19 protein-coding genes and 1 riboswitch are annotated in these 19,092 nt (G+C 40.3%); of the genes, 16 read left to right on the top strand and 3 right to left on the bottom strand.

Annotation, left to right across the window (positions count from 1 at the left end; genetic code table 11):
- Window positions 1-61: 61 nt before the first annotated feature.
- Together mntR and LC091_RS01765 are read left to right on the top strand one after the other, a co-directional pair.
- Entirely contained in the window at window positions 62-487 is a 426-nt protein-coding gene (gene mntR, locus LC091_RS01770) for a transcriptional regulator MntR (RefSeq protein WP_226680010.1), read from the top strand.
- A 135-nt stretch (window positions 488-622) separates the two neighbouring features.
- Window positions 623-1,507: a patatin-like phospholipase family protein gene (locus LC091_RS01765; protein WP_226680009.1), complete on the top strand. Its 885-nt coding sequence runs from the start codon at window positions 623-625 to the stop codon at window positions 1,505-1,507.
- Window positions 1,508-1,532: 25 nt separating this feature from the next.
- Here LC091_RS01765 and LC091_RS01760 read toward each other — a convergent pair whose 3' ends face one another.
- Together LC091_RS01760 and LC091_RS01755 are read right to left on the bottom strand one after the other, a co-directional pair.
- On the bottom strand, window positions 1,533-1,919 hold the full coding sequence (locus LC091_RS01760) for an SA1362 family protein (protein WP_226680008.1): 387 nt from the start codon (window positions 1,917-1,919) through the stop codon (window positions 1,533-1,535).
- 100 nt (window positions 1,920-2,019) lie between these two features.
- Entirely contained in the window at window positions 2,020-2,967 is a 948-nt protein-coding gene (locus LC091_RS01755; RefSeq protein WP_010194737.1) for a DUF1385 domain-containing protein, read from the bottom strand.
- A 179-nt stretch (window positions 2,968-3,146) separates the two neighbouring features.
- Here LC091_RS01755 and LC091_RS01750 point away from each other — a divergent pair, with 179 nt between their 5' ends.
- The 4 genes from LC091_RS01750 to efp all read left to right on the top strand — a co-directional run bounded on the left by LC091_RS01750 (window position 3,147) and on the right by efp (window position 6,057).
- Entirely contained in the window at window positions 3,147-3,677 is a 531-nt protein-coding gene (locus LC091_RS01750) for a YqhR family membrane protein (RefSeq protein ID WP_226680007.1), read from the top strand.
- A 224-nt stretch (window positions 3,678-3,901) separates the two neighbouring features.
- Window positions 3,902-4,339 (top strand): type II 3-dehydroquinate dehydratase, encoded by a 438-nt coding sequence (gene aroQ / locus LC091_RS01745; RefSeq protein WP_226680006.1) that lies wholly within the window; start codon window positions 3,902-3,904, stop codon window positions 4,337-4,339.
- Between the two features lie 4 nt (window positions 4,340-4,343).
- A complete protein-coding gene (locus LC091_RS01740) occupies window positions 4,344-5,405 on the top strand; it encodes a M24 family metallopeptidase (protein WP_226680005.1) in 1,062 nt (353 codons plus the stop codon).
- 94 nt (window positions 5,406-5,499) lie between these two features.
- Window positions 5,500-6,057, top strand: coding sequence for an elongation factor P (gene efp / locus LC091_RS01735; RefSeq protein WP_060664926.1), 558 nt, complete (start codon window positions 5,500-5,502; stop codon window positions 6,055-6,057).
- Window positions 6,058-6,828: 771 nt separating this feature from the next.
- On the opposite strand, the gene LC091_RS01730 is transcribed toward efp, so the two are convergent.
- On the bottom strand, window positions 6,829-8,076 hold the full coding sequence (locus LC091_RS01730; RefSeq protein WP_226680004.1) for a TolB-like translocation protein: 1,248 nt from the start codon (window positions 8,074-8,076) through the stop codon (window positions 6,829-6,831).
- 225 nt (window positions 8,077-8,301) lie between these two features.
- Between LC091_RS01730 and LC091_RS01725 the strand changes: the two genes are divergently transcribed.
- The 10 genes from LC091_RS01725 (at window position 8,302) to LC091_RS01680 (ending at window position 18,956) form a co-directional block, all read left to right on the top strand.
- The gene (locus tag LC091_RS01725) at window positions 8,302-9,972 is read left to right on the top strand and encodes a glycoside hydrolase family 13 protein (RefSeq protein ID WP_226680003.1); all 1,671 of its coding nucleotides are present in this window, start codon (window positions 8,302-8,304) and stop codon (window positions 9,970-9,972) included.
- A gap of 318 nt (window positions 9,973-10,290) precedes the next feature.
- Window positions 10,291-10,396: riboswitch (SAM riboswitch) on the top strand.
- A gap of 263 nt (window positions 10,397-10,659) precedes the next feature.
- On the top strand, window positions 10,660-11,772 hold the full coding sequence (locus LC091_RS01720; protein WP_226680002.1) for a sugar ABC transporter substrate-binding protein: 1,113 nt from the start codon (window positions 10,660-10,662) through the stop codon (window positions 11,770-11,772).
- A 60-nt stretch (window positions 11,773-11,832) separates the two neighbouring features.
- Window positions 11,833-13,350, top strand: a complete 1,518-nt coding sequence (locus LC091_RS01715; protein ID WP_226680001.1) for a sugar ABC transporter ATP-binding protein — start codon at window positions 11,833-11,835, stop codon at window positions 13,348-13,350.
- Complete coding sequence (locus LC091_RS01710; RefSeq protein WP_226680000.1) at window positions 13,340-14,341, top strand: ABC transporter permease; 1,002 nt, start codon at window positions 13,340-13,342, stop codon at window positions 14,339-14,341. The genes LC091_RS01715 and LC091_RS01710 overlap by 11 nt, the downstream gene beginning before the upstream one ends.
- A gap of 129 nt (window positions 14,342-14,470) precedes the next feature.
- Window positions 14,471-14,944: a GNAT family N-acetyltransferase gene (locus LC091_RS01705; protein ID WP_226679999.1), complete on the top strand. Its 474-nt coding sequence runs from the start codon at window positions 14,471-14,473 to the stop codon at window positions 14,942-14,944.
- 354 nt (window positions 14,945-15,298) lie between these two features.
- Entirely contained in the window at window positions 15,299-15,667 is a 369-nt protein-coding gene (locus LC091_RS01700; RefSeq protein WP_226679998.1) for a DUF2294 domain-containing protein, read from the top strand.
- A gap of 143 nt (window positions 15,668-15,810) precedes the next feature.
- Window positions 15,811-16,818, top strand: a complete 1,008-nt coding sequence (locus tag LC091_RS01695; protein ID WP_226679997.1) for a sodium-dependent bicarbonate transport family permease — start codon at window positions 15,811-15,813, stop codon at window positions 16,816-16,818.
- Between the two features lie 12 nt (window positions 16,819-16,830).
- Entirely contained in the window at window positions 16,831-17,307 is a 477-nt protein-coding gene (locus LC091_RS01690) for a carbonic anhydrase (protein WP_226679996.1), read from the top strand.
- Between the two features lie 270 nt (window positions 17,308-17,577).
- Entirely contained in the window at window positions 17,578-18,087 is a 510-nt protein-coding gene (locus tag LC091_RS01685) for an RNA polymerase sigma factor (RefSeq protein WP_226679995.1), read from the top strand.
- Window positions 18,084-18,956: a hypothetical protein gene (locus tag LC091_RS01680; protein WP_226679994.1), complete on the top strand. Its 873-nt coding sequence runs from the start codon at window positions 18,084-18,086 to the stop codon at window positions 18,954-18,956. The genes LC091_RS01685 and LC091_RS01680 overlap by 4 nt, the downstream gene beginning before the upstream one ends.
- The last annotated feature ends 136 nt before the right edge of the window (window positions 18,957-19,092 follow it).

Raw genomic sequence — 19,092 nt, 5'->3', positions numbered from 1 at the left:
ATGAGTTAGGGTATCATTTTAAATGACGGCTTAGAACGTGGATTGGAAACGGAGGGATATTATGCCTACCCCAAGTATGGAAGATTACATAGAACAGATTTACATGTTGATTGAAGATAAAGGATATGCAAGGGTCTCAGACATTGCAGAAGCATTGGCGGTACATCCCTCTTCTGTAACAAAAATGGTTCAGAAACTTGATAAGGACCAGTACTTAATATATGAAAAATATCGCGGACTAGTTCTTACCTCTAAAGGCAAGAAAATTGGTAAGCGATTAGTATATCGACATGAATTACTCGAGCAGTTCTTGAGAGTGATAGGTGTAGATGAGAAAAATATTTATGAAGATGTGGAAGGCATTGAACATCACTTGAGTTGGAATGCCATCGATCGCATTGGGGATCTTGTTCAATATTTTGAAGAAGAAAAAGAACGGGTGGAAGCACTGCAAATTATCCAAAAGCAAAATGAAGACAATCAATAAGGAGATAGACCTTGCCATTTGGCAGTGAGGTCTGTCTCTTTTTTTGCTCTCAAGAAAGAAAACGGTATATTTCCCCTTTCTTCTTATTAAAGATGTAAAAGGAAGATATCCGTTCAATGTGATGGAGGGGTTCCATTGAAGATAGATGGTGTTTTTTCTGGAGGCGGAATTAAAGGGTTTGCACTTATCGGAGCTCTGCAGGCGGTGGAGGAAAGGGGATTAAAGTTCCAACGGTTAGCAGGGACAAGTGCTGGCTCTATTGTAGCTGCGTTTACAGCAGCAGGATATACTGCAAATGAAATCCGCAACATGCTTGATGAAACAGACATCATGAATTTTTTGGATCAGAGGAGAACATTTCTGCCATCCCCCATTACCAAGTGGGTACTTTTATATTGGAGGCTTGGATTATATAAGGGGGAAGTGTTGGAGAAGTGGCTAGAGAAAAAGCTTGCTGCAAAGGGCGTAAGGACATTTGCGGATCTGCCTAAGGACCATCTCAGAATCATTGCATCTGATCTTACAAGTGGGACGATTGCCATCCTTCCTGATGACCTCCCCAAATATAACATGGATCCCAAGAAGTTTTCAGTAGCCAAGGCGGTAAGGATGAGTTGCAGCATTCCGTATTTTTTTGAACCTGTCAAACTAAAGGGGAAAGGTGTCACCTTTTTATTTGTAGACGGTGGGGTATTAAGCAATTTTCCTATTTGGTTATTTGATAATGATCGCATACCTAAAGTACGCCCTGTACTTGGTATCCAGTTAAGTGCAAAGCAAGAGGATCGACCGGTAAACAAAATCGATAATGCCATCACCATGTTTGGCGCGTTGTTTGAGACGATGAAGGATGCTCATGATGCCAAACATATCTCTAGTCGCCATGAAAAGGATGTGATTTTCATCCCAATGGATCATATTGCTGTGACGGAATTTGCGTTAACAGAGGAGCGGAAAAGGGGACTAGTGGAAATAGGGCGAAAAAGAGCAGAAGCATTTCTAATGAAATGGTGTTACTAAAACAGAAAAAACCGAGCTTCCTTATTTAAAAGAAAGCACGGTTTTTCTTTTTGCCCTTTTTCCCTTCAATGACGGTCAAATGGGATGGGGCTTTGCGTTTTGGTGTAGAAGGCTTGGAGCTTGCACGATCTCTGCTAGATGTAATTGGACTGACAGTCGGTCTTGAGCTAGCTGTGGCAGCGTATTTCTTTTTAGACTGTTTCACAGCTTTACTATACCGGGCATCCGTTTTGGCTCCGATTTTCCCTTGGATAAAATAGCGGAAAATCAGATAAAATACGGTGGCACCCCCTACAATTAATAGTAGACTCGTAAATAACCCACCAGGATTAGTAAATAATTGAATGATCAAATAAAAAGCTGCTAAGGAAACGAGTGCATAAAAAATTGGTTTTCGATAGCTTCTTTTCATCTTCGCCACCTCCCAGGTAACCAGTATGCTTGTTTTCGATGGTTACCACCACTGATTGTTTTAATAGTATATTTTCTAGGATAAGGCTTGTTGCGGATTTTTATACTATTTCTTCGGTAATCTTTTTCTCAGAATCTTGTTCTAGCTCCAATAGTCTGTTGAAAGAAAGGATAGCAACCTCGACTTGGTCGTCCGTTGGTTCCTTCGTGGTTAACAGTTGCAACCATAGGCCGGGATACCCTAAAACTTTTAAAACAGGAATATCGCGGACTTTGTTTGTAAGCTGTAACACTTCAAATGAGATACCTAAAACAACAGGGATGAGCGCCAAACGATTCAGTACACGCACCCATAAAGGATCTGTCGGCACAAGAAGGTATACGAAGAAGCCTACAACCACTGTGAACAGGATAAAACTGCTGCCACATCTATAATGCAATCTTGATTGAGCTTGAATATTGCTTACAGTTAATTCTTTCCCGTTTTCATACGCGTTAATCACTTTATGTTCCGCACCGTGATATTGAAATACCCTTTTAATGATAGGGGTAAAGGAAATAAAATATATGTATGCCAACAACAGCATCAATTTAAACACAGTTTCTACTAAAACTTGAGCAAAATCACTCGGGAAAATGGGCTTGGTGAGTTCTGCCAAGAAAACGGGAACTAGGGTGAAAATGAATTTCCCGAAAATAAAGGACAAAACACCAACTGCTGCTACACTAAGAATCATTTCAAGCTTGGAAGGCTCTTTTTTGTTATAAATCTCTTCCTCATCTTGACTCGGATCCACGTCATAACGCTCTGTAGAGAAATTCAGATGCTTAGATCCATTCCCTGCAGCTTCCACTATTGCAACAATTCCACGAATAAAAGGAATCTTCTTTAAAGACTGTAATGTCGGATTTACTTTTCTTGGTACATGAAGGTACTCAATGGAATCATCTTTTCTGCGTATCGCTGTAACGTAATGGCGTTTTCCACCAAACATCACACCTTCTACCACAGCCTGCCCTCCATAAACAGGTTTTGAATCTTTTGACATAAATAGCACCAACCTAACTTTTCTAAGAAGAAAAAATTTCTATTACTTAATATTCTACCCGAATCTTCAAAAAACCTCTACTCCCTGAGATTCTTTGTTTTAAAAAGTTGGTTAGTTTTGTATGGTTCTCTCGTTCTTATGGAAAGATATGTGTAAAGATGCAGAAGAAAGGAAGCCAAATGATGAGTGATAAAAAGAAATTGGAGCAAAACCAAAGAGAAGAACCAATGGGTTTTATGACAAAAGTGATTATTACCGGATTTGTCGGTGGGGTGCTGTGGAGTATTATCGGCTATATTGCCTACATTTTCAGCTTTACTGAAATCAGCCCAAATGTTGTGCTTCAGCCATGGGCGCTTGGTGATTGGAAAAAAGGATGGCTCGGTCATATTATTAGTATCATCTTACTCGGATTGTTTGGTATAGGCGCTGCTCTTATATATGCAGCCATATTGAAGAAGTTTCAACAGTTCTGGGTCGGAATTGTTTACGGGATTGCCCTCTGGGGTCTAGTCTTCTTTTTATTGAATCCAATGTTCCCTTCCATAAAAACAGTCGGAGAACTTACCCTTGATACAAATGTGACAAATGTATGCCTATATATATTGTTCGGTGTCTTTGTCGGATATTCCATCTCCTTTGAACACAATGAAATGCAACACCAGAATCAACATTCCAAACAACAATCACAATCCTCATCGAATGAGTAGTAGGGAATACAAGAATGTGATAGAATGTTCAGTAATTGGACATTCTTTTCTTATTGAATGGGAGTGTTTTCCTTGTCGATTGTAGTGCAAGGTGTGAGACTCCTGCGGGAGGAAGGGACAGGGAAGACCCACAGGCGAAAGCCGAGGATGCTTCCGGACCGCCCTCTGGATAAGCGAACACCTGGAACGGAAATCGACAAGAGTTAAAAAGGGGAGATCGCAGCATGCGCTTACTTGTTCTCAACGGCCCTAACCTAAACCGATTAGGACTTAGGGAACCCACAGTATACGGCAGTCAAACATTGCAGGATTTAGAAGCGCAACTTCAAGCATTCGCAGGCAAAAATTCGTGTGAATTAACTTGTTTCCAAAGTAACCACGAAGGAGAGCTTATCGATAAGCTTCACGATGCGGAAGGCCAATATGACGGGATTGTCATAAACCCAGGCGCCTTCACCCACTATAGCTATGCGATCCGCGATGCCATTGCAAGCATATCTGTACCGGTAATGGAAGTGCATATTTCCAACATACATAAGCGGGAAGAATTCAGACATACATCTGTTACCGCACCTGTAACCATAGGCCAAATTATCGGCCTAGGCTTTTATGGATACGAACTCGCACTACTAGCTTTATTGAACCAGAACAAGGGGGAATAGCAAGATGACAAAGTTAACTAAACTTAGAGAAAGCTTTCAAGCGTCAGGTATTGATGCATTACTAATTACAAGCAGCAAAAACCGCCAATATATTACAGCTTTCACCGGCTCATCAGGTGTGGCAGTCGTAACAGAAGACAAAGCTGTATTCATCACGGACTTCCGTTACACCGAACAAGCTGCCAAACAATGTGAAGGTTTTGAAATTGTCCAGCATAAAGGTGGACTGGTAGAAGAAATCGCAAATGTTGTGAAAGACCTTGGAGTAGCAAAGCTTGGATTCGAGCAAGACCATGTTACTTTTTCTACTTATTTAAACTACAAAACAACCATTAAATCAGATCTTGTCCCTGTTTCTGGCGTTATTGAAAAGTTACGCTTGATTAAGAGTGAACAAGAGATTAAGATATTAAAGGAAGCTACACAGATTGCTGACGCAGCTTTTGAACATATTCTTACATACATCAAACCAGGTCTGACAGAATTGGATGTATCCAATGAGTTGGAATTCTTCATGAGAAAGCAAGGCGCTGTATCTTCATCCTTTGACATTATCGTTGCTTCAGGTTACCGCTCAGCCTTACCACACGGCGTCGCTTCTGATAAAGTGATTGAAAAAGGTGAGTTTGTAACACTTGATTTCGGTGCTTACTATAAAGGCTATAACTCCGACATCACACGTACACTTGCTGTGGGAGAGCCAAGCGATGAGCTGAGAACAATTTATGATACTGTATTGGAAGCACAGTTACGAGGCATGAGAGGCATCAAGGCAGGCATCACTGGTCGTGAAGCAGATGCACTAACACGTGATTACATTACGGAAAAAGGATATGGAGAATACTTCGGCCATTCTACAGGTCACGGACTTGGAATGGAAGTGCATGAAGGTCCTTCTCTATCTCTGAGATCTGACACAGTCCTAGAACCGGGAATGATCGTAACAGTAGAACCTGGTATTTATGTTGCTGGATTAGGCGGAGTGCGTATCGAAGACGATACAATCGTTACAGAAACAGGTAACGAAACACTTTCCTTCTCTACAAAAGAACTTATTATTTTGTAAAAATGTATCTCACGTGATGTAGACTAGAGTAAGGTTCTCAAGGATACAATACGTGTAGGGCATTATTTTACATAGCTTTAGGAGGAACTAATAAATGATTTCAGTAAACGATTTTCGTACAGGTTTAACAATTGAAGTAGACAACGGCATTTGGCGTGTAATGGATTTCCAACACGTTAAGCCAGGAAAAGGAGCAGCATTCGTACGTTCTAAATTACGTAACCTACGTAATGGTGCTATCCAAGAAAAAACGTTCCGTGCTGGCGAAAAAGTAGCAAAAGCACAGATCGACAACCGCAAAATGCAGTACCTTTATGCAAACGGCGACATGCACGTATTCATGGACAACGAGTCCTATGACCAGTTGGAGCTTCCATCTGCTCAAATCGAATATGAATTGAAATTCTTGAAAGAAAACATGGAAGTTGCCATCATGATGTACCAAAGCGAGACGCTTGGAGTCGAGCTTCCAAATACAGTAGAACTAAAAGTAGCTGAAACAGAGCCAGGAATCAAAGGCGATACAGCTTCCGGCGGATCTAAGCCAGCAGTGATGGAAACTGGTGTAACAGTTAACGTACCGTTCTTCGTAAACGAAGGAGACGTATTGATCATCAATACAACTGACTCTTCTTACGTTTCTAGAGCTTAAATTTGTTTTGATTTGATGAAAGAAAGGAGAAGATCCCATGTTGGTGGGGGCTTCTCCTTTTTTGTTTTTTGTTTTTTGGTGGAGGGGAGGGCTGCGTGGTGCGGGTGTTTGTTTTCTAATATAAGGATTCTATGTGCCAAAACGCCAGGGGAATCCGTTTGATTTGTCCAATAGTAGAGTTCTGTACGCCCGAACGGCATGGAAGTGTGTGTGAAATGTCTTATAGAAGCGTTCTATACGCCCGAATGGAAGTGAAATCTAGTTGAAATGTCTTATAGAAGCGTTCTTTACGCCCGAATGGAAGTGAAATCTGACTGAACTGTCCAATAGAAGGAAATAAAAGGAATCTCAACACCCGAACAGCAAGCAAATTCCCGCAAATGGTCAAAGAGAAGCCCTCTCAACGCCCGAACAGCAAGAAAATTCCCGCAAACGGTCAAAGAGAAGCCCTCTCAACGCCCGAACAGCAAGCAAATTCACCAAAACGGTCAAAGAGAAGCCCTCTCAACGCCCGAACAGCAAGAAAATTCCCGCAAACGGTCAAAGAGAAGCCCTCTCAACACCCGAACAGCAAACAAATTCCCGCAAACGGTCAAAGAGAAGCCCTCTCAACGCCCGAACAGCAAGAAAATTCCCGCAAACGGTCAAAGAGAAGCCCTCTCAACGCCCGAACAGCAAGAAAATTCACCAAAACGGTCAAAGAGAAGCCCTCTCAACACCCGCACCACAACCTACCCCCGACAAACCCTCCAATAGAAACTGCCGCCAACCTCACTTTCCAAACCAAACCACATCAAACACATTCTCCACAACCATCCGACCGTCAGATCCATCCACCTTACTCATCCAAATATGCCTTCTGCCATCCTCGTCTACCCGAACCCATGCCAACAACGCCGACGAACCCACCTTCAACACCACAGGCTCCCCATCAGAAGAACCCTCAGGCGCTTCCACAATCTTAACCGCCTCTTTTTCCTTCAAATCCACCATATACAACGACGACTTAAACTTCGCAGAACTGTCACTAGTTTCTCGACCACGCGCCACCACCATCTGTTCATCGTCCACCCAGTCAAAATCCACATCTGCAAACCCTTTTGGGGTATGTGTCTTTTTATAATTAGGGATAATGGTGCTTGTCGTCAGTACTTTATTTTTGACACCGCCACTGGTCATCCTGCCGCCGCCCTGAATGGAAGCAAGAAGAGGCTTAGTTGGTGCCCACTTTATCCAATTGGGATTAAGAAGAACCTCCCCAAGAGGTATAAACAGCTTGTTTTCTTTTACATAGACGCTCAGCATGTTGCTGTCAGCAGACCAAGAAGCAGTTGGGGATACAACCAATGCTAAACTTTTTCCGTCATGTGACCATGAGAAGTTCTCCGCATCCACTGAGAGGATAGAGATATCTTCATACTTTAGTGGAGAGCCAATCGTGTGGAGAGGTGTAACTTTTACATCCATCTCATGTGCTTCTTTTTCTATCCCCCAATGGACTTCGTATAGTCTTGGGTGACTCCAACCATCAGGGAACAAAGTCGCACTGGCAGAGGCAATTAAGTTGACACCTTCTGCATCCCAAGAGAAATTAGACACACCACCTGTAAGCTGGTGAATGATTGGATTACCAGAAGCAAGTTCTACAACACAAAGAATAGATCCAGTCAGAAAAGCAAATGAACGGTCTGCGGGATTCCACTGTGGATCATGTCCGGTAATCTTTAGTTTAGTAGAACTCATTGTTTCGGTATTATATAACCAAATGTCATATTCCTCTGATTCTGATGGCACATCTAATTGCCTTGCTTCATAAACAAGCCATTTACCATCACTTGACCAACTAAATTTCCCAACTTCGATGTTCTCATGCAAAGGAACTTCCTTCGTACCATCAAACAGCCATAAAGACTGGTATCTTGTGAAAGCTGCTTTTGATTCTTCAGTGGTTGCTGCAAAGCTAGATAGTGGTGAGAAAACAAAGGATGCAGCCAATAAACAAACCAATAAATATTTCATAGTTAATCCTCCTAAAATATTCCTACACCTTAGTGTTACCAGCTCCCATCATTTCATGAATAAAACAAAATCAGAATTTAAGTTGAAATTAGTGAAAAAGATGGTATAGTAAAGTAGTGGAATTATTCCAAGTGATATTTTTTTTGTAGATTTGTGCAAACGGTTACGCAATCATGCAACCGTTATCATAGCAAAGAGCGTCGTTAATAAGGGAGTGTATCAAGATTGAAAAAGATATGGTGGAAAGAAGCAGTTGCCTATCAGGTATATCCTAGAAGTTTCATGGATTCCAATGGGGACGGTATTGGTGATTTACGAGGAGTTATTTCTAAATTAGATTATTTAAAAGATATGGGTATAGATGTTATTTGGATCTGTCCGATGTATAAGTCTCCGAATGTTGATAATGGCTATGACATCAGTGATTATCAAGACATCATGGAAGACTTCGGGAACATGGCTGATTTCGATGAGTTACTAGAAGAAGTGCATAACCGCGACATGAAGCTTATTATTGATTTGGTTATTAACCATACATCTGATCAGCATGAGTGGTTCATTGAGTCTGCGTCTTCTAAAGACAATCCAAAGCGCGATTGGTACATTTGGGAAGATGGAAAAGATGGTAAAGAGCCGAACAACTGGGAAAGTATTTTCAATGGCCCTGCTTGGAAATTGGACGAGAAGACTGGCCAGTATTACATGCACATCTTTGCAACAGAACAGCCTGACTTAAACTGGGAAAATAAAGATGTTCGCTTTGCATTGTACGATATGATCAACTGGTGGCTGGACAAAGGTATTGACGGATTCCGTGTAGATGCTATTTCTCATATTAAAAAAGAGCCTGGATTCCCAGACCTGCCGAATCCAAAAGGGTTAGATTATGTTCCATCTTTTGATTACATGATGAATGTTGAAGGAATTCAAAAGCATCTTGAGGAATTAAAAGAGCAAACGTTTGCACGCTATGACATCATGACTGTCGGAGAAGCAAATGGTGTGAAGCTGAACCAAGCAGATGAGTGGGTTGGCGAAGAGAACGGGAAATTCAACATGATCTTCCAATTTGAACACCTTGGCCTTTGGGAAAAAGGAACAGAAGGTGGCGTAGACCTTCTTCAATTGAAAAAAACATTGACGAAATGGCAAAAAGGATTGGAAGGGAACGGCTGGAATGCATTATTCCTTGAAAACCATGACCAAGCTCGTTCTGTTTCTACATGGGGAAATGATAAAGAATACCTAGTAGAAAGTGCGAAATCTCTTGGCGCATTGTATTTCCTAATGCAAGGAACTCCTTTCATCTACCAAGGTCAAGAACTTGGTATGACGAATGTGAAGTTTGACAGCATCAATGATTATGATGATGTTGGAATGAAAAACCTTTATGACATCGAGAGTGCAAAAGGCGAAGAGCACGCTCAAAAAGTGATGGAAATCATCTGGGCGAAAGGCCGTGACAACTCTCGTACTCCAATGCAGTGGAACGATGAGCCTAACGGAGGATTCACTACTGGCACTCCATGGATGGGCGTTAATGAAAATTACAAAACGATCAATGTGGAAAAGCAATGGAATGACCCGAATTCCGTATTAAGCTTCTATCGCGACATGATCAAAATCCGTAAAGAAGAAGAAGTATTTGTATACGGAGAATACAACTTGATTCTTGAAGATGACACACAAGTTTACGGTTACACACGAACACTTGATAACAAAGTGGCAGTTGTATTATGTAACTTATGCGAAGAAGAAGTAACGGTAGAGCTTGAAGATCTTGAAGTAGCTTCAACTGACCTTCGTCTTCAAAACTATGAAGTTGCTGCACATGAAGGTGTGTCCGAATTGACTTTGAAGCCTTATGAAACTCGTGTTTATGTTTCAACGAAGTAAGATATAGCAGGGGGAAGTCTCACCATTCTGGGTGAGGCTTTTCTTTTTTTGGCGGTAACGGTAACGAATCATCTAGGCGGCGATGAAGACCTCTGATTTGATAAAATCTCATGAAAGAGGTCCTCCTTGGCCTTATGAGGACGTCAGTTTGAGGAAAAAGGCAAAAGTGACATCCTCATCGACCTTAACAAGGCGAGGTGGATCACAACTTTAAACTACCAACCGTAAATTTGACTTTTCTTCAAAAAAGTCATTGACACTTCTCCTTTGAGGCGGTAAAGTAATACTTAATTCTTTTAATAAACTAAATATTTCGATCTCTTATCAAGAGTGGCAGAGGGACTGGCCCTATGACGCCCAGCAACCGTTCCGTTTGGAATTGGTGCTAAATCCTGCAAAACAGTGATGTTTTGAAAGATAAGAGAGGGACAAGTCTTTTTGTTTTCAATTAGCGCTCAAACCTCTCTTTTCTAGAGAGGTTTTTTATTTTGAGTTCGTACAAACACCGCTGTTGATTTCCGCACTGAGCTTCGCTTTCCTAGGGGCGCTGCTGGAGCCTCCTCGGCAAGCCTGCGGAGTCTCCACCTAGCGCTATTTCCCTCAGGAGTCTACGCTCTGTGCTCCAATCAACAGCTGGGTTATTCCAAATTAACAAAAGACAAATTATGCAAAAAGGGGAGTAAAGAAATGAAAAAGAACTTTTTAAAAAAAGGAATTTTGGCATTAACAACAGCGACTTTATTATTAACAGGATGCAGTGGAGGCGGCGATTCTGCAGCGAGCAGTAAGCCGACGGGACCGATTGAGAATGTACCCGAGAAGTTTGCTGAAGGAGAAGGTGCGAAAATAAAGGTCATCCGAAAGATTGGTGGAGATGATCATACGGCGCAATTTTTAGCTGGGGCGAAAGAGGAAGGAGAGTCACTCGGGTTTACAGTGGATGTGTTTACTGCAAATGGTGACAGTGCCAAATTCCATGATGCAATCAACCAGACAGTAAACCAAGATTATGACGGGGTGATTATTTCACACGGTGATGATGCGGCAACAGTGGAAGGTGTACAGCAGCTTGTCGACAGCGGCAAAGAAGTGGTGACTTTCGATTCCAATGGAGACCTTGCGAATATTGAAGGAATTACACTAACGTCTCAAGATGATGAGGAGCTTGCAAAGTTGGCACTTGATCAACTCGTCAATGATTTTAACGGGGAAGCAAATGTTGTGTACCTGTGGGTTGACGGTTTTCCGCCGATGGTTCGACGTAACAATGTGTATAAAGAAACGTTAGAAAATAACCCTGGACTGAACGAGGTGGAACGCTTTGGCGTTGCGGCGGCAGATACTTCCGTTCAAACACAGAACGCGGTTGCGGCAATGTTAAACAAGCACCCTAAAGGGAGCATTGATGCTATTTTTGCTACATGGGATGCATTCGCAGTCGGAGCGGCTCGTGCTTTGAAAGAAGCAGGTCGCGAAGAAATCAAGATTTATGGAATCGATGTTTCCAATGCGGATCTTCAGGAAATCGGCACAGAAGGAAGTCCGTGGAAATATACAGCTGCTGTGGATCCGAAGTTAATCGGTGCGGTAAACCTTCGATTACTTGCTAAAAAGCTTGCTGGGGAAGAAACGCCGCAAACTTATGACTTGGAAGCTTCGTTGATCTCACAAGAAGATTTACAGCAATCAAGCGAAGCTGTGAACATGGGCAACCTTTCATCCGTCGTGGAAGGCTGGGGAGAGTCTGATGCCTTTTTAGAAGAATGGATGAACACATTGAAAGAGCATTACAAAAAATAATAGAGGACACTCTCTTCAAAAGGAGAGAGTGTTTGTATTTTTGTAGAGAGGGGGAGCAGAATGACCAACACAACACTTGAAATGAAAGATATATCCATTGAATTCCCTGGAGTGAAAGCACTGGACCAAGTAACATTTACCGCGAAACCTGGAAGTGTTCATGCGCTAATCGGAGCCAATGGTGCTGGGAAGTCGACGTTGATGAAAGTACTGGCTGGAGCGTACGATCATTTTAGCGGGGAAATCAAACTCGGAGGAAAGCAACTTTCTATTTCTAAACCAACTGACTCTCAACGGGCAGGCGTTCAAATCGTTTATCAGGAAGTAGATGCGGCATTGATTCCTACTCTGACGGTAGCGGAAAACATCATGCTCCAAGAGACGGTGCAGCACTCTGGAAGCAAGCAGTGGATTCGTTGGAGAAATGTACATAAAAAAGCAACCGAACACCTGAAAAAATTGAATAGTAATATCTCAACCAAGCGTCTAGCAAGCTCTCTGACACTAGCAGAGAAGCAGATGGTCCTCCTGGCAAGAGCCATTTCAACAGATTGTAAGTTTTTGATTTTAGATGAGCCAACAGCACCTCTTAGCAACAGGGAGACAGAAAAACTCTTTTCCATTATAAAAAGTTTGAAGGAAGAAGGGGTAGGGGTCATCTTCATCTCCCACCGGATTCCTGAAATTGTCGAGATCTGTGATGAGATAACCATTATGAGAAATGGACAGGTAGTTAATCGGGACTTGGTTGAAAATCTTACTCCAGAAAAGATAGTTGAGTGGATGCTGGGGCAAAAACTAGAGCAGCAGTTTCCGGAACACAATCCAACCATAGGCGAGACATTGCTAGAAGTGGAAGGACTGAGCGACCATACAATAGTGAAAGATGTAAGCTTCCACGTAAAGGCTGGAGAAGTAGTGGGGATAGCTGGTTTAGTTGGAGCGGGGAAAACGGAGCTGTGCAAGGCGCTCTTTGGAGATTCCTCCAAAAACTCGGGGACTATTCGAATCAAAGGGGAAACGGTCAAGGTTAAAAACCCTTATATAGCAGTACAAAACGGAATGGCATTTATTCCTGAAGAACGGAGAAAGGAAGGCCTCATCCTCCACGAATCCGTACAAACTAATTTAATTTCCGCTAATCTTCACGCATTCACGAAAGCCCTGCATTTCCTTGATAAAAAAGCGCAGAAAAACAAATCCCAAGAGCTTATCCAAGCATTAGGCATTAAAACACCGTCACCCGACACAAGTGTCCACACACTATCAGGAGGAAATCAGCAAAAGATCGCGATTGGCAAATGGCTTATCTCTGATGCGGATATTTATATATTTGATGAACCGACAAAAGGGGTGGATGTTGGTGCGAAACGTGACATTTTCGAACTGATTGCCGCCCTTGCTAAACGCGGTAAGGCCATTCTCTATGCCTCGTCTGAACTTTCAGAGATTGTCGGTCTGACCAATAGGGTCTATGTCTTATACGACGGCAAGGTTATCAGTGAACTTTCCACCGCAGATACAGACGAGCAAGAGCTTCTATACTTTTCAACAGGGGGACAAAGACATGAAAACTGACATACCAGTCCAGGCGAACGCCAAACCGGCCTTCCGCTTTGAACTGTTCCACTTCTTATATAAATACGGTACGATTATTACCATTTTTGTGTTGATTGCCGTGTTTGCCCTAGCGAATCCAGCTTTCATCCAATCCAATAATGTCATCAATATTTTAAGGTCCATTTCGATCGTTACGATTATTGCGATTGGCATTACCATCTCCCTAACCGTAAATGGCTTCGACTTATCCGTTGGTTCTGTTGCTTCCTTGTCCAATGCGATTGTCATCTCCATGTTTGTCTGGTTTTCGCAAAATACGGCAGTGGCGATCTTTTCAGCAATCGCAGCAGCACTGTTAGTAGGAGCTTTCAATTCATTTATGATTGTAAAATTAAAAATTCCTGATATGCTGATGACCCTTGCGACCATGTTCATCATCCAGGGAATTGCGTTGACTTATACGAAAGGTTCCACGATCTCGCAAAATATGGTTATGCCTGACGGAACGTTTGCAACGGGAACCATCAGCCCACTGTTTCAAAAATTTGGACAGGTCCCATGGATTATCGTCATTATGTTAACGATTGTGGTGGTTGTTCATATTTTCCTTACCTACACTAAACACGGAAGATTCATGTACATCATCGGTGGAAACGCTGAAGCGGCCAAGCTATCTGGAATTGCCGTGAACAAATACAAAATAGCGGCTTATTTATTTTCCGCCTTATTGGCTGCAATCGGCGGAATGGTGCTTGCTTCGAGGATTATGACAGCTGAAATCAATGCAGGCACTCCTTATCTAATGGATTCTGTAGCAGCTGCATTCATAGGCTTTGCCGTCCTAGGAGCAGGCAAGCCAAATGCATTCGGCACATTTATTGGAGCGGTATTAATTGGTATTCTGCAAAATGGTCTTGTCATGATGTCTGTCCCTTACTATGCGATGGATATTGTCAAAGGTCTTGTGCTCGCATTTGCTTTAGGGATTACGTATTATAAGCAAAAATAAATTGTGGTTATGTAATTGAATAATGTCTTTATCATGGCGCATTCCCGCAAGGAAGCGTCTTTTTTTTAGAAAAAAGATTGAGATTTTTGGCTGGTTTATGTAGGGTAGAATGGAAGTGGGGGTGGGGTTATGGAAATTACTTTAGAGAAAACTAGATGTGAAGATGCGTCTTTTATTTTTGTGATGCAACAGAAAGCTTTTAAACCGTTGCTAGAAAAATACAGAGATTTTGAAACAAGCCCAGCAAATGAAACGGTTGATAAAGTCATCACAAGAATAAATAATCCTAATGGTGAATTTTTAAAAATATTAGTAGATGACACCATTGTGGGTGCCATTAATGTCGTTAAAAAAGAAAGCTCCCATTGGATAATTCCGATGTTTATTCTTCCTGAATACCAAGGTAAAGGAATAGCACAAAAAGTCATCAACTCCGTTGAAGAAATGTTTATCGATGCAACCAGTTGGGAATTGGCTACTATTTTAGAAGAAGGACGCAATTGCTACCTGTATGAAAAAATGGGATATGTCAAAACAAATATTACAAAAAATATAAATGAACATACTAATTTGATATTTTATAAAAAAGAGATTGTAAATTAGATAATAATACATTTGTTACCATGATGTGAAACAGATAATCCAAGTGATTATTGTGGGCTTTAACATAGCCCAGAATTAAAAAAGTTATAAATGTAACTGTACATATGAAATTAGATATTGACATACCAAATTATTAAAGGTAAATTAATAAATAAGTTAATAACCGACAGATTGAAATCCTTTCTGATGATCTAAGAATTCTTTAGCACACCTTTAATATTGGATTGATTGTGTGAAAAAGCTTTTCTGAATCAAACTTAGAAAGAGATGAAGATAAATCGGTATATTTCTTAACAAGGGAATATTGTTAAGAAGTATACCGATTTTTTGTGGTTATGTAAGGGAGGTACACATATGAAATCAAAAGGCTCCATTGAATCAGAAATTAGCAAAGCCTTAACACAGTGGGAAAAGGATTATTTGGGACGCGGCTCAGTGTCTGTTAAGACGGATATATTGCGCGATATGATTATTGTAAATTTAAAGGGAGTTCTAACGCCCGCCGAGCTAGCGATATGTGGTACGAGAGAAGGAATGATATCCATAAAAAGAACCCGCTCTGACTTAGTGGAGTCTGGGGTTGAAGGTCTCAAAGAAATAATTAAGAATATTACCGGAGAAGATACGAAAAGCTTTTATACAGATATTAGTACTGTTACAGGAGAGCGGGTCATGGTCTTTAAGTTAGGTAATAACTTCGAAGAGCTAGTTGGAAAAAAATAAAAGTAAGCAGGGAGACGTTCCAAGGGTTTATAAACAATTGGAAGTAAACCGGCAAATTTGATGAAAAAATAGCTGTAACCGGCTATTTTCTCTTAAAATTTGTCGGTTTTTTTATTGAATCAAACGTAGGAGGGAAGCCTGCAATGTCAGACATTATTGTACAAAACTTATTATCACCAGTCGTCCTATTCTTTGTATTAGGACTTTTAGCAGCAATTTTTAAATCCGATTTAAAGTTTCCGAATGGACTAAGCGAAGGTTTGAGCATTTACCTTCTGATTGCCATCGGGCTTAAAGGAGGGATTGAACTATCTCAATACTCCCTTCATTCTGTGATTAAACCTATTGTAGCCACGCTTCTGATAGGAGGGATAATTCCATTTATCATACTGTTTATTATGCGTTTGATGAAGATGGATTTTAAAAACTCTATAGGTCTTGCAGCTACCTATGGCTCTATTAGTATCGTAACGTATGGGGCTGCCGTTTCTTTTTTAGACAGCAATGGTATTCATTATGAAGGGTTTATGAATGCAATGGTTGTATTGATGGAGAGCCCTGCAATCTTAGTTTCTATCTTTTTGATGAAAGTAATGGAGAGAAACGATACTACGCTAAACATACCGACACATAGTATAGGTTTTATGCCAGCATCCGTGAAAATGATTGATAAAGAAGTTATTAGGGAAAGCCTTTTTGGTAAAAGTATCTTGCTACTACTTGGAAGCTTGGTAATCGGCCTGTCTCTTGGTGAAGAGATAAAACCAATAGTGAAACCTCTATTCATGGATTTATATAGTAGTATTCTGATTCTTTTCTTATTAAACATGGGATTAATAGCAGGTGAACGATTACCAGAAGTTAGGCAGCATGGAATGAAGCTCTTAATATTTGGTTTAAGTATTCCATTGTTTTTGGGCACATTGGGTGTATTAATGGGAAATAGTATAGGTTTATCACTAGGGGGAGCTACATTAATGGGAGTCTTAGCAGGAAGTGCTTCTTATATCGCTGCGCCAGCCGCATTAAAAACATCTGTACCAGAAGCGAATCCCTCTATTTATTTGGGATTATCGCTGGGTGTAACTTTTCCATTAAATTTAATTATAGGAATTCCTTTTTATTATGAAATAGCAAAATTGCTTAATTAGGAGGTAATTAATATGGAGAATAATAAAGCGCTGGTATTAACAGGTTTAGACAGAAAGTTGGAAAGACATTTTGCAAACATTACAAAAAGAAACCTAGAAGACTTAATCATTATCAATAGCTATGAAGAGGAAATTTCACAAGGCTTTAGCTCTCTTATGAGGAATATAATATTGGCAGTTTATATGGAGAAAATAGCGGACATTTATATTATTGTGGAAAAGTACGACAAAGGGATCTCCATCGATCCAGAAGATCTTTATGCTCTCATGGAAGAAGGAGGAGGAAGGGTAGAGGTCATTCAAACGCTAAACTATATAAAAACATTTGGACAAAAAGATATGATGGAATGGCTTAGTGTACCAAACCATCCAGAGAGTATAATTCAGAATAATATAGAGTTTATAAAAAAGCATCCTTTAATTCCAAGGACAGTTAAAGTTCATGGTTATATCGTTAATAAGGATTATTATTACCCTTACCAAAATTAAGTGGGCAGAAAAATTTCTATTTTTATAGAAGATTTATTAGATTAATAAACAAGAAAATGACCTTGGTAAATAACTGGGGGTCATTTTCTATTTATCAACTTTTAAATATATAATTAGTAGTGTTTGAATCAAAGTGGATTCACTTGGCACGTTGAAAACAACGTGTCTTTTTAGTTGGTAAAGCTCTATATACAAAAAATATTTAATTTAAGTGAAAGTTTAAATGAAAACTATCGTCTAATTAGTATATGGTTTCACGGGGGAGAAGGAATGAGAGACGAAAACGTGATAAGGGACTGGTTTCAAGAATATCATAATGACATTTACAATTTTCTAATCTATTATACGGGAAGTATGGATGTGGAGGACTTTGTACAGGAGACTTTTGTGAAGGCCGTAAGAAATATACATAAATTTAAGGGGGAGTCAAACCCTCGAACTTGGCTGATAAGTATTGCCAGGAACGTGGCAATTGATGAAAGTAGAAAGAAAAGGAAAGAAGAGATAAAAAGAAAACGATATTTTCAATTCAGTTTGACAGCAAAGGGTTCGGATTCACCTGAGGAAATTGTGGGTTTAAGTGAAACGAAACTGGAACTCTATATGGAAATTAGGATGTTAAAGCAAAGCTATTATGACGTACTCATGTTAAGAGGAATCAACGAGCTGTCAGTTCAAGAGACTGCGAAAGCGCTGAATTGGACAGAGAGTAAAGTGAATCTCAGCTACCATAGGGCTTTGAAAACGCTGGAGAAAAAGATGGGGGGCCGAGAAATATGAAAAATTCTAGACTCCACGATGAGATACAATCATTTCCTAAGAATCATAGTTTAAAAAAACAAAGCCTAAAAAGTATTTCTAACCGAATAAACAAGGAACTAGCAATGAGTCAGACTAAAGACCAAAAAGGAATACCTATAAATGGAAAGATAGTTGCTACTGCATTGCTAACTTTGACTATGGCAGCAATTCTCATTTGGAGCATTGGTGGACAACATAATGACATTCAAAACCTTGCGGGAATTCATAGTGATAAGGTACTAATCATAGAGAACAAACAGAATGTTAGCATTCAGGAAGAAATTAGCCCAGAGGATATTTATTCGGTTTCTCAAAGCCAAAATAGCTGGGCGGTGGATCCTAGAGAACCTAGGAATTTACTATTTGAGGGGACATCTATTGTACACTTAAAAGTTCTTAACATTAAAGAGGCCGAAATACTTCCTAAATATGAAAACTTTTATACCTATATGCCCTATACACCATTGGAAGTGGAAATCCTTGATACTATACATGGAAATGATTTATCCGGTAAAAAGACGATTTTCAGCGAAGGGGGAGACATCAGGATTTCCAACCTATTGAATTCATGGGTTGGAAGTGAATATGTAGGATTAGAAAAAATGGGCTTAACCAAACTTTCCAGAGAAGAACAAGAAACTAAGTTTATTTCATACACATCTGAATACGATTACAAAATGCAGCCAGGCAAGGAATATGCGGTAATTCTAGCGAGACAACAAACTGAAGATGAAATCTATACAGTCATGGCGCGAGGATACGGGATCTTTGAAATAATACAGACAGATCAAGGAGCAATGATTTATAGAAATGTAATAACTGGTAAGACTTCAGAGTTGAATTTTTAAATATAGTTCAAGAGTTTATGCTATTCCAACAAGTAAATAAGGAGGATACATAAAAGGCGCTTACTGAAAAATGGTGAGCTTCTTTTTTATGGAAAATACCTTGAGTATATTTTCTTCATTTGAAATAATTGGTATT

The organism is Sutcliffiella horikoshii, from assembly GCF_020524325.1.
Classification (GTDB): domain Bacteria; phylum Bacillota; class Bacilli; order Bacillales; family Bacillaceae_I; genus Sutcliffiella_A; species Sutcliffiella_A horikoshii_D.
Note: the sequence above shows the minus strand (reverse complement) of the source record. Positions and strands in the feature narration are given on the sequence as shown.